Annotated in this window: 18 protein-coding genes; 13 read left to right on the forward strand and 5 right to left on the reverse strand. The window is 40.6% G+C overall.

From position 1 onward, the window contains the following. Positions 1 to 105 precede the first annotated feature (105 nt). Entirely contained in the window at positions 106 to 708 is a 603-nt protein-coding gene (locus ACSLUK_RS00630; RefSeq protein ID WP_448546557.1) for a TetR/AcrR family transcriptional regulator, read from the reverse strand. 146 nt (positions 709 to 854) lie between these two features. After that, on the reverse strand, positions 855 to 1,307 hold the full coding sequence (locus ACSLUK_RS00635) for a MarR family winged helix-turn-helix transcriptional regulator (protein ID WP_448546558.1): 453 nt from the start codon (positions 1,305 to 1,307) through the stop codon (positions 855 to 857). A 104-nt stretch (positions 1,308 to 1,411) separates the two neighbouring features. Here ACSLUK_RS00635 and ACSLUK_RS00640 point away from each other — a divergent pair, with 104 nt between their 5' ends. The 4 genes from ACSLUK_RS00640 (at position 1,412) to ACSLUK_RS00655 (ending at position 4,267) form a co-directional block, all read left to right on the forward strand. After that, complete coding sequence (locus ACSLUK_RS00640; protein ID WP_448546559.1) at positions 1,412 to 1,861, forward strand: hypothetical protein; 450 nt, start codon at positions 1,412 to 1,414, stop codon at positions 1,859 to 1,861. A 155-nt stretch (positions 1,862 to 2,016) separates the two neighbouring features. After that, entirely contained in the window at positions 2,017 to 3,213 is a 1,197-nt protein-coding gene (locus ACSLUK_RS00645) for an MFS transporter (RefSeq protein ID WP_448546560.1), read from the forward strand. A gap of 170 nt (positions 3,214 to 3,383) precedes the next feature. After that, on the forward strand, positions 3,384 to 3,629 hold the full coding sequence (locus tag ACSLUK_RS00650; protein WP_448546561.1) for a DUF2798 domain-containing protein: 246 nt from the start codon (positions 3,384 to 3,386) through the stop codon (positions 3,627 to 3,629). An 11-nt stretch (positions 3,630 to 3,640) separates the two neighbouring features. Continuing rightward, positions 3,641 to 4,267, forward strand: coding sequence for a LysE family translocator (locus ACSLUK_RS00655; RefSeq protein ID WP_448546562.1), 627 nt, complete (start codon positions 3,641 to 3,643; stop codon positions 4,265 to 4,267). Positions 4,268 to 4,300: 33 nt separating this feature from the next. Here the strand turns inward: ACSLUK_RS00655 and ACSLUK_RS00660 are convergent, their stop codons facing one another. Continuing rightward, complete coding sequence (locus tag ACSLUK_RS00660; protein WP_448546563.1) at positions 4,301 to 4,948, reverse strand: glutathione S-transferase family protein; 648 nt, start codon at positions 4,946 to 4,948, stop codon at positions 4,301 to 4,303. A gap of 141 nt (positions 4,949 to 5,089) precedes the next feature. Between ACSLUK_RS00660 and ACSLUK_RS00665 the strand changes: the two genes are divergently transcribed. The 3 genes from ACSLUK_RS00665 (at position 5,090) to ACSLUK_RS00675 (ending at position 7,362) form a co-directional block, all read left to right on the forward strand. Continuing rightward, positions 5,090 to 5,524, forward strand: coding sequence for a winged helix-turn-helix transcriptional regulator (locus tag ACSLUK_RS00665; protein WP_448546564.1), 435 nt, complete (start codon positions 5,090 to 5,092; stop codon positions 5,522 to 5,524). Between the two features lie 160 nt (positions 5,525 to 5,684). Further along, complete coding sequence (locus ACSLUK_RS00670; RefSeq protein ID WP_448546565.1) at positions 5,685 to 6,752, forward strand: M35 family metalloendopeptidase; 1,068 nt, start codon at positions 5,685 to 5,687, stop codon at positions 6,750 to 6,752. 94 nt (positions 6,753 to 6,846) lie between these two features. Further along, a complete protein-coding gene (locus ACSLUK_RS00675) occupies positions 6,847 to 7,362 on the forward strand; it encodes a hypothetical protein (protein WP_448546566.1) in 516 nt (171 codons plus the stop codon). Between the two features lie 32 nt (positions 7,363 to 7,394). Here the strand turns inward: ACSLUK_RS00675 and ACSLUK_RS00680 are convergent, their stop codons facing one another. Continuing rightward, positions 7,395 to 8,138, reverse strand: a complete 744-nt coding sequence (locus tag ACSLUK_RS00680) for a substrate-binding periplasmic protein (RefSeq protein ID WP_448546567.1) — start codon at positions 8,136 to 8,138, stop codon at positions 7,395 to 7,397. Between the two features lie 265 nt (positions 8,139 to 8,403). On the opposite strand from ACSLUK_RS00680, the gene ACSLUK_RS00685 reads away from it, so the two are divergent. Both ACSLUK_RS00685 and ACSLUK_RS00690 read left to right on the forward strand, forming a co-directional pair. Then, positions 8,404 to 10,131: a diguanylate cyclase gene (locus tag ACSLUK_RS00685; protein ID WP_448546568.1), complete on the forward strand. Its 1,728-nt coding sequence runs from the start codon at positions 8,404 to 8,406 to the stop codon at positions 10,129 to 10,131. 18 nt (positions 10,132 to 10,149) lie between these two features. Continuing rightward, positions 10,150 to 11,202, forward strand: coding sequence for a putative porin (locus tag ACSLUK_RS00690; protein ID WP_448546569.1), 1,053 nt, complete (start codon positions 10,150 to 10,152; stop codon positions 11,200 to 11,202). Positions 11,203 to 11,222: 20 nt separating this feature from the next. Here ACSLUK_RS00690 and ACSLUK_RS00695 read toward each other — a convergent pair whose 3' ends face one another. Further along, positions 11,223 to 12,146 (reverse strand): LysR family transcriptional regulator, encoded by a 924-nt coding sequence (locus ACSLUK_RS00695; RefSeq protein WP_448546570.1) that lies wholly within the window; start codon positions 12,144 to 12,146, stop codon positions 11,223 to 11,225. 149 nt (positions 12,147 to 12,295) lie between these two features. Here ACSLUK_RS00695 and ACSLUK_RS00700 point away from each other — a divergent pair, with 149 nt between their 5' ends. Genes ACSLUK_RS00700 through modC form a run of 4 tightly spaced genes read left to right on the forward strand, consistent with a single transcriptional unit; the run spans position 12,296 to position 15,415 of the window. Continuing rightward, positions 12,296 to 12,781, forward strand: a complete 486-nt coding sequence (locus tag ACSLUK_RS00700) for a GNAT family N-acetyltransferase (protein WP_448546571.1) — start codon at positions 12,296 to 12,298, stop codon at positions 12,779 to 12,781. 35 nt (positions 12,782 to 12,816) lie between these two features. Next, on the forward strand, positions 12,817 to 13,605 hold the full coding sequence (gene modA / locus ACSLUK_RS00705) for a molybdate ABC transporter substrate-binding protein (protein WP_448546572.1): 789 nt from the start codon (positions 12,817 to 12,819) through the stop codon (positions 13,603 to 13,605). Continuing rightward, positions 13,602 to 14,288: a molybdate ABC transporter permease subunit gene (gene modB / locus ACSLUK_RS00710; protein ID WP_448546573.1), complete on the forward strand. Its 687-nt coding sequence runs from the start codon at positions 13,602 to 13,604 to the stop codon at positions 14,286 to 14,288. The genes modA and modB overlap by 4 nt, the downstream gene beginning before the upstream one ends. A 20-nt stretch (positions 14,289 to 14,308) precedes the next feature. Further along, positions 14,309 to 15,415, forward strand: coding sequence for a molybdenum ABC transporter ATP-binding protein (gene modC / locus ACSLUK_RS00715; RefSeq protein ID WP_448546902.1), 1,107 nt, complete (start codon positions 14,309 to 14,311; stop codon positions 15,413 to 15,415). Positions 15,416 to 15,500: the final 85 nt, after the last annotated feature.

Genomic DNA, 15,500 nt, shown 5'->3' on the forward strand with positions numbered 1-15,500 from the left:
GAAATTCATGCCTGAAATTATGTTTGTTTATCTTTTTTATACCGACCGTCCGGTATGTTAATGGTTATTAAAAAAGGCAAGTGATTATTTGCCTTTATAAAATGCTTATTTTTTCAGTGAACGAAGAAAATCTTGTAATGCCAAGGTTAAATTAGACATCATGTTGATATCGCGCGATACTTTCGCAACACTGGAAATTCCTTGCATACTTGCCCAAATAAACAAAGCGCTTCGCTCAATGTTTACATCGTCTTTTAGCAAACCTTGTTGCTGGCACTTAGTTAGTGCTTTCGTAAACATCTGGCACATACTGTTATAAAGCTGTTGAGTTAACTCGCGAAAGCCTTCATCGTCAGCCGACATTTCCTGTGCAATGGTATTAATAGGGCAACCACATTCCATGTCTTGCTCAGACATGTTGTCAGGTAAGCAATTAAGTTTGCTGCATAGTGCTTCAATAGGATCGTCTTGATCGAGCACTGATTCTTGCCAGAGATCGTTGTTTTCTTTCATGAATACTTCAGAAAAAGTGGCGTAGCCTAATTCTTGCTTATTCGCAAAGTGGTGATATAACGCACCTTTAGAAATACCGGCGTTCTTGATAATTTCAGATAAACTGGTCGCCTTAAACCCGTGACGACGCATTTCATTTGCCGTTACCTCTAAAATACGGGCCCGTGTTTGATCAGGATCTCGTAAAGCTACCATATGTACTACCTTTAACTGTTATTGGCGATAATATAACAGACCGCTTGGTCGGTTTGCAACTCTAAATGTGGTATAAATGCAAGCTGACGGTATTACTATCTGATTTGTATCTCTTTATTTTCTTGTTCAGATTTTTCGATTTTTATTTAATCCTCGTCACCGTCAAGCTGAGTCGTCAGCTTTTGTATTGTTTTAAGTGTGGTGCTCAGATCTTCTTCATTAATGTCTGTCGCTATTCCATTGGCCCATGGGATCTGTTTAGCTTCGAGCTGCCCAAAAACACTTGAACCTTTTTCGGTTAGCGTAACCAACTTGGCGCGCTTGTGGTACGGATTTTCAAGCAGTGTCAGAATGTCATCTTTGCACATTACGTCGACCAAGCGCTGGACGGCTTGTCGTGTTTGCCCCATTGAGCGTGCTATTTGCGAAACCGTTAACGGTTCAGCGGTGAGCGTTAAAGCGCCTAATACCTTCCAACGCGCGCTACTTAATTGAAATGGCGCGGCTAGCTTATCTCCTTCAGTTGCCAGCAGACCGCTGAACTTAAATGTTTCTAATACGATTTGAGTAAATACGTGACCTTTGGTTGTGTGTTCCATGGTAGCCTCATTACTTATAAAATTTGACAGTATGTTGTCAATATTGGTGTTACCTGTTATTATGACAGTGTGTTGTCATAATCCTATCATTGAGGGTATATAAAATGAAACTGCTAATTCACCGAGTTGCGGCTGTTATTGCTACGCTTTGTATCGTCATCTTTTTCACCGCTACTATATTGAGCGAATTGTTCGGTACGCAGCAAATGTTAGTCACAGTCAAGCAAATGATTGTCTTCCCTGGGTTGTTTATCTTGGTTCCTGCAATGGCGTTGACAGGAATTACAGGTGCAAAGTTGGCAGGTAAACGCACAGGCAGGGTAATTGCTGCAAAGAAAAAGCGTATGCCTTTAATCGCATTTAATGGATTGATTATTCTGATGCCTGCAGCAATTTATCTGAACTTGTTAGCGACTCAGGGAGAGTTCAATGTCGAATTTTATGTGATTCAGGTGTTAGAGTTAATCGCTGGTGCAACTAATATTACGTTAATGTCACTGAATATTCGTGATGGCTTGAAAATGTCAGGCAGACTACGTTTAGCAAGGGCGTAAGGCAATTTTAGCTAAGTTATATGCATTAACGGTAGCGGCGAATTAGCGTTGTTTTACCAATGAGAGTTATTTATTTTTCAAAATAATGATTGACCTCAATCATACTTGAGGTTTTAGGGTTGTCGACAGTTTCGAATCGGATTGTTGGGAATCTTATGTTGAAAAAATCTGTGCCTTATTTAATCGGCCGTTTCTTTGATGGTATTAGTTCGGGCTTATTCATGCTCGCTTTACCTTGGTTGATGTTGAAAAGCCCTAATATGGGAACTTTTGTTGCACTTGTCTCACTCGCATGTACAGTTTTTACTTTTCTGGTGACTCCTTATTTTTCTGCATTGATTGATCGCATGTCGAGAAAACGCTTACTGGTTGCTATTCAATCGTTTCAAATGATGGTGGCATTTGTACTCGCAATCATTTACATGCAAGGCATTGAGTCTATTTGGATATTAGCGTTGGCTCAACTTGTCTACTGGGTATCGAGTAATGTGGGTTGGTTTACTAACAACGCTTTTACTCAAGAAAACTATGAAAAACATGAATACGCACGCATTTCCAGCTATCAGGAAATCATATTGCAGATCACCACACTTGGGGCAGGGGCATTGGGAGTCATCCTATTGGAGCTATGGGGCGTCATCGAATTTTCTTTATTTGCTGCTATCGCATCGACCATTGCGTTGATTAGCTACGTATTTACACCCTACAGACAAAAAATCACTGAAAGTAAAAGACAACCGATGGTTGAGCAGATAAAAGAAGTAAAATCTGTATTCACTCAAAATCCGACATTTTTTGGTTTTATTTTACTGTCTTGTGTCGCATATCCCATGCTCACATTTCTTGGAAAACTCGTGCCCATTTATTTTTCAGAACAAAGCATTTCAGGTAATTGGGTTGCGATGTATAACGTAGCTTTAGGGTTAGGCGCAATAATGACAGGGATTCTTATTCCAGTGGCTTTGGCTCGCTACAGCCACCAGTCAATTATGCGTTACTCTACGCTGGCGTTAGCGTTAGTATTATTGTTTATGGGAAGTGCACAGCAACCCATTTTCATCATAGTAGGGACGCTTATTTACGGCAGTTTTAATGCGTTAAATAGGATCACTCGTGTGAATTGGATGCACCATGAAATTGATGTTTCTCAGCGAGGTCGCATTGATGGTGGTTTAGCAATGTTCTCAACGACTATTCAAAGCATTAGCTATGTTGTAATCGCGTTATTGTCTCACTATGACTTAACAAGAATGGGGTTTTTCATTGCCGGTTTTGTGTTATTGGTTAGTGCAATATTTATGAATCAACTAATCCGCAAGACTCCGAATCGGCATGAATTAGTGTTGAATTAATCCCATGCTCGTGGGGGATCGAATTTCGATTAATTGATTAGAGGCAAAGTGCCAATAAAATGCACCTAAAGATTTTTTACAATCTTATTTGCCTATTAACGGGTTGAGTTGATTATAATGATTTCTTGGTTAGCTAGGAGTAATGTGGCGTAGTCTATCGGTTAAATATCATGAGTAAGTTATCGTTTAAGTTTTACCCTTTAGTCATGTCTTTTTTTATGGCGTTCTTCATGGGAAGTTCCATGTCGTTTATTGTCACTTATTTAAATATCGGATTGACTGAAGACTTTATTTCACGATGGTTAAGTGCAATTCCTTTTGTTTTTATGTGTGCTTTTCCATTGACGTTTGTTTTTTCTCCTCTTGCAAGAAAGCTTACGTTACTCATGGTCAAAGAAAATAGAGATGTAAAATAGCAATGGATCTAATGACGTTAATATTGTTTGTGCCTGCATGTTTTGCTTTGAATATGGTGCCGGGGCCAAATAACTTGTTATCGATGAGTAATGCTCAACGATTTGGTTTTAAATATGCCGTTGGTGCAGGGTTTGGACGATTAGCTGCATTCGTCATAATGATATTTTTAGCTGCGACAGGTCTCGCCACTATTCTATATGCCTCAGAAACGTTGTTTTTTGTTATCAAAACAATAGGGGCACTTTACCTTTTGTGGGTAGCCGTTCAGCTATGGCGTTCAAACACTTCTGAACAAGGTGTTTATGAAAACCATGGTCAGTCGATAATGTTACTCGCCAAGCAAGAATTTTTCCTAGCAGCAGGGAATCCAAAAGCCATATTGATTTTTACCGCGTTTTTGCCCCAATTTGTTAATATGGGCAAGAGCACAGATAGTCAGTTTGTCATATTAGGGACGGCATTTGTGGTTTTAGAGTTGCTGGCCATAGCGTTATACGCCTGTTTTGGCGTGTACCTGAGAGGGTGGTTCGAGCGCCCACGGATGAATCAGTTGTTTAATCGTATTTGTGCTGGGTTTATAGGCATTCTTGGTATTGGTTTGTTAGTAGAAGGTAAAACAGAAATAAGCGCACCATAAAATCTTGATGATGCGCTTTAGTATTTAGTACGCTTACGAAGACAGTCCTGCAAACATATCACCACCTTCTATATGTGACATGGCCTTTTTGAACGATGGGCGTTGTTTGATTGCGCTTATCCAAGCGTCTATTTTGGGGTATGGCGATAAATCTAGCCCGCTATGCACTACCGTTGAAAAATAGCTAAAGGCTATAATATCGGCAATGGTGAGTTCGTTACCGGTAATAAAGTCGTGTTGGTTTAGTTGGTTTTCGAGAGCGGGTAATTGTTGCGACAGGAATGTCTGCGCCTCGTCAACGGCACTAACATTAGTTTCACCACCAAATAGTACGGGCTTGAGACTATTCTCAAAGAACAACACAGTTAGCCATCGACCTACGTGCAAGGTTGCCATATCGGTCCACTCATTAACTATCGCTCTTTGTTCCGGGGTGTCACCGTAAAGAGCATTGTTATTACGTTCAGCAAGTAAACGACAGATGGCATTGCTTTCAAAGTAATTTTTACCATCGATTTCTACTGCTGGGACTTTCCCTAATGGATGACGGGCTAAATGTGCTTCTGTCTTATGCTCACCTTTCGCAAAATCCAATAAATGAAGCTGATAATTTTCCCCCAACTCTTCTGCAGTGAGCAATATTTTTGTCAAGTTGAAGGTGGGAAAGCTGTATATGTTCATAACGAGTCCTTTATAAGTTCTGGCCAAATAGGTTGGTGTAAGTTACTTGTGTTTTGCAAGTAACTTTAGCTTAGTCTGCTTTACTTGTATTTTGCAAGTACATTTTTTAAACTTAGCAAGTATCTTTTCGTTGAGGAAATCATGACTGCACTTCCTACATGTCACACATCACGTTCACCTTGTGCCATAGCAAATGGTTTAGAAATATTAGGTGATAAATGGACTTTGTTGATCATTCGAGACTTAATGTTCACTAATCGCAACGAGTTTGGCCATTTGTTGCAATCCAGTGAAGGGATTTCAACCAATATTCTTACTGAGCGACTTCATCGGTTGCAGAAATACCATGTCATTGAAAAACTTCCACACCCGAGCCACGGTAAAAAATCTGTTTATCGATTAACTGAACATGGTATTGCTTTGTTTCCTGTGTTAATTGAGTTCATGCTGTGGGCTAAACGTGTAATTGACGGCTGTTTTATTCCTGAAGATATCTATCAACTGATGCAAAATGACAGAGATTCACTCTTTGAAAAGGTTAAAAATCGCCAACCTTTAGTCGTGCTGCCGCTCTAAAATTAATCGCTTTTTGTCGTTTTGTTGTGAATATTTGTCGTTAATTTACTATCTAAAAACTGCCACTGATTCATGCTGTTAGTTGTCAGTGCAAGCACTAACTTGTACTGGCTGATTAATAACAATAACTATCCAAGAAACATATCAATGGGAGAATCGTATGAAATTTTCATTACGACACTTGATCGCGATAACAGCAGCTATAGCATTAAATGTAAGTGCTGCTAAGCCTCAGCTCGATGTAACAGTTGATGTTAATGCGTTAAGCAATGGCGATGTAAATGCCACGCTAACCATTACTAATAACGGCAAAGGTAATCAAAAAGTACTAGGTTGGTATACTGACTTAGAAGAAGAGCATATTTTTAAAGTAACACGCGATGGTGAAGCTGTAGCGTTTTATGGCCCACACTATAAGCGTCCTGCACCAACTGAAAATGACTATATCAAGCTGAAATCAGGTGAGTCACTGAGCAAAACATTTGAACTATCTGGTTTGTATGACATGAGTCAAGCTGGTACTTACGAAATTGCATACGATGTTGCATCGTTCGATTTATTCAGTAACAAAGGTCAGCAGAAGAAAGCACAGAAATTTGATGTTGAAACATTGTCTTCAAATTCTGCTGTAGTTTATCTAGACGAAATTGCTGCGAAAGGTGCTGCCGCAAAAGGTAAACCTGGTGGTGGTTCAAACGATTGTACTGATGGTACTTGTTTTACAGGTCGTTGTTCGAATAGTCAGCAAACTGAGATTTTAAGCGCGCTAAACTCGGCTGACGTAATGGCAAACGATGCAGTAAGCTACTTCAATAGCCACTCAGCAAACAATGTTTCGGCACGTTACCAAACTTGGTTCGGTCAAGCGACTTCTAGCCGTTACAACACTGCTAAATCAAACTTTGCTGCGATCAATGATGCCATTGACAATCAAGCGAAAACATTCGACTGTAGCTGTAAGAAATCTTACTTTGCCTACGTATACCCAAATCAACCATACAAAGTTTACTTGTGTCGTGCGTTCTGGAGTGCGAATGAAACGGGTACAGATTCTCGTGCGGGTACTATAATTCATGAATTAAGCCATTTTAATGTAGTGGCAGGTACAGACGACGTTGTTTATGGTCAAAGTGGTGCGAAAAGCTTAGCTATTTCTAATCCTGATCAAGCATTAACTAATGCTGACAGCCATGAATACTTTGCGGAGAATACACCGCATCAAAATTAATTCAATGAGGTTTGTGTTAAGGGTTGTAGTTGCTACTTAGCACAATTAGACTTGATTGAATGAATACACTTAAACTAGCTGGAGAGGGCCTGCTGTGAATAAAAAAATCCATGTTTTGCTATTCATGTCAGTGCTCTCTTTTTTAATGTCTGCATGTATACATGCAAACTCGGTAAAAGCATCAACTCCAACTATGAATACTATGTTTTCGTGTCAGCTTAGCATCGCACCCACACAAAAATTGGGTACGTCAATTGAATTAACCGTCAGCATCCAAAATATGCTCGCAACGCCTGTCAATCTTTTAACTTGGTATACACCATTTGAAGGTTTTTTATCTGATTTAGTACTTATCGAAATCAATGGCGATGCATTGCCTTATCAAGGGCCGATGGTAAAACGTGGCGATTCAACTATAGATGATTTTGTAGAAGTGGGGCCACAGCAACAGTTAACTACAGTCTTAGATTTATCAAATGCTTATCCGATAGGCGTTGGTAAGGCGACGGCATCGCTTAAACCGAGATTTGTTCAAGCGATTGTGAACGGCAAAATGCAAACTATTTCATTATGTACAGGGCAAAACGTGACGTTTGAAGTAATACGTTAACTTTAGTTGACTGAAAATTGTCATCTACACCATCATGGCTTGCGGCCGTTATTTTCGATTACTAATTTTTCTGCTTCTGCAATAAGAATATCCAGTTCGCCAGTTGCTTTTAGGCGCCTAATCTCGTTATCTATGATTGTAACTAAGGCTTGATGTTTTTTGTGAATGTAGTGATAGAGCGGTAGTGTCGCTAATGGGTATTTGAGTGGTTTGATTTTACCCAGCCCTAATCGCTTTGACACCAAAACGCCGTCAATTGTATTCGTTAATGCCACATCAACCTGACCACTAGCCAATAGTCTTAGCATGTTTTCTGTAGAGTTGGCCTCATAAACATCCAAAAGCCCTTGGGTAATATTGTTGGTATGCTTAACACCTCTTACTTTTACCAGTCGGTAATTTTTAAGATCGGTTGTTTGAGTAATTGAGACATCGCTGCCCTCAAGCACAAAAGGCATGGTCTCTAAGTAATAATAAGGGGTTGGCACGCGAATCGTATTGGTATTTTCTTCACCGTAGGTAAAAATACGCATGATTTCGCCATCTTTAATACCTGTTGCCGCGACATGCTGTGCGTGCTTTCCTGGAAGTGGGGTTATGTCAACGGTAATCCCTAAGTTCTTGTAAATTTGAGGAATAACGATTCTGCCGACTTCTTGTTCAACAAGATATTCAATAGATGAGAATTGGTAATGTTCATTTATATTACTTTTACGTTCTTCGCTGGCATGGCTAAAAGCAGTAACAAGTAATAATACATACAAAACATATTTCATTTTGCAAATCCGACTATGCGTATCAAATGATTATATTTGATTGGGTTATTGAGCTACTTTGTCAATGTTATAAGCATAGCTTACTGTTACAAACAACTGGGCGTGTTTAGGTAACTTACATCAAACTGGTTATTTTCAAGGTAATGCTTTAGAAAATTCGCACAGTTAATATTTAAAGCTATATAATGGCACAATATAAATAGCTAATTGATTTTATTGGCTATACTTACCAACAAAATATAACAAGAGCAGGTATTGAAGTTAGATGCTACGTCACCATAAATTGAAAGTAGAAGGTTTAAGCATTGGCCAGAAAATGGCGATAGTGTTACTGATCGTGGCATTTATTGCGGTGCTGCTCACCACGGCGATATTTTACCAAAGAAGCCAATCGACACTGCACCATCTCGTCAATGAACATTTACTTTCGGTCTCCAGCCAACAATATGAGCAGGTGTTACAGTCAATTGAGCGTAGCAAAGATCAGTTAGCCCTGATTACTAGTAGAACCCAGTTAAGGTTGTCTTTTAAGCAGTGGCTAAATGACAAAGAGCTGGGCAATAGTGAAAACCCAGTGCACCGAACAAAAATGCTCAAGATACTTGCTGATGCGAAAGAGTCAGTTTCAAATATTGTCGACTTAATTGTGATTGATGTGCGTGGTAATGTAGTGGAGTCTACGAACGTCTCTAACCTTTCACAACAGGAAGAAAAGCTACTGACTGCTGTTGTATCAAAAGGGGCAATATTTAATGCATTTACACTCACTAAAGCAGAGAACAAACATCACCTAGTATTTACGCAGCCGCTAGTGCTTGAAGGTGAAATGCTAGGTTACTTATTGCTTGAATCCGATTTGTCTTCGTACAATAACGTATTGCTAAATCATAAGGGGCTGGGCGAAACGGAAGAAGCCTATCTCGTATACCGTAGTAAAAATAATACGGCCATACCTCTGACACAGTTAAAGTTTATGCATACAAATGTTGATAAAACCAATATCAACCCATTCTTTGTTGCAGATAAAAATACGTCGCTTATTAATAATTTCATCGATTATCGCGGGGTAGACGTTTTTGCGGTAACGCGCGTTATTCCCATTTTGGATTGGGGACTGGTGTTTAAAATTGATCGTGAAGATGCGATGAAGGAAATCAATGATCAGCGAGACTTCATTATAATTGCTCTATTGATATCGAGCGTTGTCGTTTTGGTTTTTGCGATCATATTGGGTCGTTCATTAACTCGTTCAGTAATCGATATGGTGGAGGTAGCTACCGTTATTGCACAAGGGGACTTGTCAAAACGCATTGATAAACTCAGTAATGATGAGTTGGGACTACTGGCGATGGCCATCAACAAGATGGCAGATAAGCTTATTGATGCCAACTTGCATTTAGAAAAACGTATAGATGACAAAACCAGTGAGCTAACAATTACCAATAAAAAGCTGGAAAAACTGAGTGAAGAATTGCAAAAACGGGCATTACAAGACGGGTTAACGCAAATTGCCAACCGCCGAGCTTTTGATGAAGCGATGGCGTCAGAATGGAAGCGTGGTCAACGAAATGGCGCAACGTTATCCCTTATCATGCTCGATGTTGATCATTTTAAAAATTATAACGACACCTTAGGGCATCCTGCAGGTGATAAATGCCTTTATAACATAGCTCAGTTACTGAAAAGCTTTGGTCAACGCGAAGGCGATGTTGTGGCAAGGTATGGTGGAGAAGAGTTTGTTGTTTTATTGCCAAATACTAATCAACAAGATTGTGCGCTAATTGCTGAACGAATTCGAACGGTCATCTTTGCTGCGAAATATTCACATCCAGATTCACCCATTAACGAATTTGTAACCGTCAGTATTGGTGCTGGTACGATTATCCCAAGCGATATGTCCAGTAGTACGCTGTTTATTCAAGCTGTTGATGTTGCGCTTTATCACGCGAAAAACAAGGGACGAAATCGAGTTGAACTGGCAAAGTTTAGTTAATGCTAATAGGTATCCCTCATGTTCAAACTAACCTGGATATTGTTATTGATAGGCGTAACAACATATGCAAATGCTGCTGAGAACCAACTAAATCTGAAAGGTAGTACATTACTTAGATATGAGCATGAATACGGTGCTAATAATCAAGTAGCAGACAGAAAAAGGTTACGCACAATTGTTAAGTTCAATGCACAATACTACTACAGTGACTCACTCACATTTCAGTTAAAGGCTAGAACGGGACAAAGTGATAATCCCGGCGCTCCGGCTATTACACTTGTTCGCTTTGACGACCATAAAATAGGTGATAGAGACTTATATTTAGAGCATCTGAATATTAATGTTCATCATGAAGTTGGCAACACGTTGATTGGCCAACAATCAATGCCATTACGTGCTTCAACGGACTTTTTCTGGGACAAAGACATTCCCGTTTTAGGTGCCACCTTTAAACGACATGACAACGCAGACACGGTATTTGGGGAAAATATGACTTGGTCTGCGCATTTATCAACGATTAATGAGGGCGCAGGCGACTATATCGGTCAACTTACGAGTTTAAGCGGTGAACTTAAGCCGTCCAATTCTTGGAAAGTAGCGTTGAATTTTGTTCATTATCAAGGTAAAGCAGGAGCCGAAAATCTGACCAAAGATACGGCAAACGATGGTTCGTTTGGCGTTGTCAGTTTGCGCTATTCAGTAAGCAAAATGTGGCCGGTTGATGTTTTTGCTGATGTTTTCAAAAACTTCGATGTGCACGGAGCAACAAACAAATTCAGTGGGCAAGATATTGGTGGCGGCATCGGCATTGAAACTCGCCAATTACCTAGGCTACCCAATTGGCACTTTAAGTATCAGTATGCCTATGTTGAACGTCATGCTGCTATCGATGACTTTGCGCAAAATGGTTTGTCGAGGTTTGCGAGAACGAATGTTAAAGGTCATGATTTACATATTAAATACAACTTTAATAAGCGCCATTTCATTCGCTTACGGTTTGCGCGAACGCAACAGATCATCGGCAGTGAAACTGGCAACAGGTTGCGGCTAGATTACCTGTGGCGTTGGTAGTGTGATTGCTGTTCTACACTTTACTTTTTTAAGGATTGCCCATTAAACAACTCGCGGACAACACCAACGAGCCATTTTATTTCAGGTTTGTCATTGTTCAGTTTGTGCCAGTATATATTTAGCTGGTACTTAGGTATCTCGATAGGCGGAATAAATATTTGGCATTGGCTGTTACGACTCACTTGCTCGGCAATTTGCTGCGGCAGAGTCAGCAAATAATTTGAATTAGCCAGTACGTGAGGAGCAACCAATACGCTGGGAAGCTGCACTGCGATTTTTCGTGATAGTCCTTGTTTAGCCAATACCTGATCAACAATACCTCTTCGTTCTCCCCATGGTGCAATAAGAATGTGTGACGCTTGTAAGAAACGTTCAAGTGTTAACATATCTGAAATTTCAGAGTGCTCTCTACTAACAAGCGTTGCATAGCTGTCGGTTAACCAAGTACTGTAAGCAATCGTTGAAGATTGAAATGTTTGATGTTCAAAGCCGAGAGCAAAATCTATCGCGTTGTCTTCGAGCATCGCGGATACATTTATGTTATTGGCGGGTAATACACGCAACGATATGTGAGGCGCTACTTCGGCCAAATGACGCACTAATTTGGGCAGTAAACAATATTCGGTATAGTCTGTGGCGACAAGTGTAAAAGTCCTATTAGCGGTTTTGGCATCGAAGGTGCTTGGTGAGTATACCGCTTGCTCAATAATTGGTAGCGCCCGCTCCATTTGCGCGGCGAGCTCTATCGCTCGTTGCGTTGGTGTCATGCAATTATTAATTCGAATAAACAGGGCGTCATCAAGCTTTTGCCTTAAGCGTGCTAACGCATGACTTAGTGCTGACTGACTTATACAAAGTTCCTCGGCTGCTTTTGAAACCGAGTTATGTTGATACACACTATAAAAAATAACGAGAAGGTTGAGATCAAACTGTTTTAGATTCATGCGTAGTTGTGAGTCGAATAATTGCCTGAGATCAAAGTATGCGCTTTTTATGAAAAATTTTCATTCATATATGATTAATATGCACTGGTATCATGTTGGTGTTACGTTATGATGCGCGTATCGCAATTTGAAAAATTTCAGAGGGTACAATGTCAAATATTCGTATAAGAGAAGCAAGCATCGACGATGCAGATTCCATATTGTATTTCATACGTGAGCTAGCAATATATGAGAAAGCGGAAAATGAAGTACTAGCAACGGTTGAATCAATCAAAAAAAGTATGTTCGGTGAGCATTCCGGCGTATATGGCTTGATTTGTGAACTTGATGGGAAAGCGATCGGATTTTCGGTATATTTCTATAACTACTCAACTTGGCTAGCTAAACCCGGTCTTTATCTTGAAGATTTATATGTGTCACCAGACTATCGAGGCAAAGGAGCAGGTATCGCTTTGCTTAAGCGACTGGCACAAATTGCACTGGCGAAAGGATGTGGTAGATTTGAGTGGAGTTGCTTAGATTGGAATACGCCTTCACGTGAGTTTTATGAAGCACTTGGTGCGCAGCCACAGAGTGAGTGGATAGGATACCGAATGAGTGGTCAAACGTTAGAAGAGTTTGCGCAGCAAAAATAGATATTGGAGTGTTTTGATTGTTAGTACGATGTTTATTGATTAGCTTACTACTGGTTGTTGCAGGACAAGCAAAAGCACAAACAGATCGCATACATGTTGCTGTTGCGTCAAATTTTACTGCTGCCATGAAACAATTGGTGCATGAGTTTGAAGCTTCGACAGGCCATCAGGTTTCTGTTTCTTATGGTTCATCAGGGAAATTTTATGCACAGATACTCCACGGTGCACCATTTCATGTGTTTTTTTCGGCTGATCAGGATAAAGTGACGGCTCTCAATGATAAAGAACTAACCGTTAAGGCGAGCCAAATAACGTATGCTGTCGGCCGACTGGCACTATGGTCTAATAAAGGCGGCATTGGTATTCCGTCAGCTGAAGCATTGGTAGAAGGAAACTTTAACCGTATTGCTATCGCCAACCCCAACCTTGCACCATACGGTATCGCAGCGATGGAAGTAATTGATGCACTCAACATTACTTCAGCAGTGGCAAACAAGCTAATTCGCGGTGAAAACATCGGGCAAACTTATCAATTCGTTAGCACTGGTAGTGCAGAGTATGGTTTTGTTGCTTACGCACAAATTTTGGCTAGTTTAAGCAATTCGTCAGGGGCGTATTGGTTGGTGCCTGAGCATTTGCATCGTCCGATAAAACAAGACGCTATTTTGCTTAAGCGTGGTGAAAAAAATAGGGTAGCCGAAAAGTTTCTTAACTTTGTCCAAAGTGCGCAAGCACAAGAGATAATTGAATCATTTGGTTACCAAAGCGCAACCGAGTTATCAGAAGTACAAGCAAAGCTGGTCATGCTTGAGGATCATGAATGACTCTGTCTGGTGAAGATTTATCTGCGATTTGGTTAACGTTGAAACTAGCCACTACGGTCACAATCATTTTATTACTCATTGGTACACCCATAGCATGGTGGTTAGCTAAAACAACGTCTTGGTTAAAAGGTCCGGTAGGAGCGATCGTTGCATTACCTTTGGTGCTGCCACCAACGGTGCTTGGCTTTTATCTTCTAATCGCTATGTCGCCTGAAGGTGTTCTTGGACAGTTCACTCAAAGCTTAGGACTAGGTCTGTTGCCTTTTACCTATAATGGCTTAGTGTTTGCGTCAGTTATTTATTCAATGCCCTTCGTCGTTCAACCTATTCAGAATGCGATAGAGGCGGTAGGACAGCGACCTCTGGAAGTGGCTGCGACATTGCGAGCTGGTCCTTTAGATCGATTTTTTACGGTGGTAATACCCCTGGCCAAACCGGGTTTTATCACTGCCACGATAATGGGATTTGCCCATACTGTGGGAGAGTTTGGGGTTGTCTTAATGATAGGTGGTAATATTCCTGATGAAACACGTGTCGTGTCAGTGCAATTATATGATCATGTTGAATCGCTAGCCTATTCGCAAGCTCATACACTTGCAGCGATTCTTATTACATTTTCATTTGTTACATTGGTTGCGTTATATTGCTTTCAGCGCAAGCAATCGCCTATCGCAATTAAATGAAGGAATTTGCTTTGACAGCTGTGAAACAGGTAATTAAAGAGCATTGTATTAAAGCACATTTTAAGTTCAGTAAATCAAGCGCTTTGCAAGACAGCCTTTTACTCGATGTTGATGTTAAATTACCCGGCAGAGGTATTATTGCTGTGTTTGGTGCTTCTGGCTCAGGAAAAACCACCTTACTACGTTGCATTGCTGGGCTTGAAAGACCACAACGAGGCGAGCTAATTGTTAATGACAGCGTGTGGCAATCGGCTGACCAATATACGCCGACACATAAACGGCCACTCGGTTACGTTTTTCAAGAAGCGAGTCTATTTCCTCATTTGTCTGCTCGCCAAAATATTGCTTATGCGATTAAACGTGCCGAAGAAAAAGTATCGGAAAAATTTTATCAACATGTGGTAGACATTCTTGGCATAGGAGAGATTCTTGAACGATATCCTGATCAGCTTTCCGGTGGAGAACGTCAACGCATAGCTATTGCACGCGCGTTAGTTATCAAGCCCAAAGTTTTGTTGATGGATGAACCGTTGGCCTCGCTAGATTATGCGCGCAAACAGGAAGTGCTTCCTTATCTTGAGCGTTTACATAAAAGTATTGATATTCCAATTATTTATGTCAGTCATTCGATGGATGAAATAATGCGACTTGCCGATTACGCATTGGTAATGCAACAAGGAAAAGTAATTGCTCAGGGCAGTTTAAACGACGTTTTTTCACGGATCGACCTTCCTTATTCTAGGCAAGAAGAAATTGGTACAGTAGTTCAAGGACAAGTTGTTGAGCGTGATGCCAAGTGGCATTTATCACGCATAGCGTTGACCGATCAAAGTATGTGGCTGCGAGATGATGGTGATGATATTGGTCAACAGGTGAGAATACGTATCCTTGCTCGCGACGTGAGTATTGTGCTGTCAGTGCATGATGATTCGAGTATCTTGAATCGACTGCAGGTCACTGTAGTTGAGATAGGCTTAGATAGAGATGAAGCGATGGCACTCGTTAAGCTTGCACTCGGTGAAGATTTCATAGTTGCCCGTCTCACCCATAAATCTGTCGCACATTTGCAACTTATCCCCGGTATGTCTGTTTGGGCACAAATAAAATCTGCTGCAGTGGTGCGATAGAGTCTTAGTGATTAATACCTCTACCCAAGTGTCGGGTTTCTTTACAATGTCATTAGTTTGGCCAATAGCGCGCCATATGCAGTGC

The sequence above is a fragment of the Thalassotalea fusca genome, from assembly GCF_053485835.1.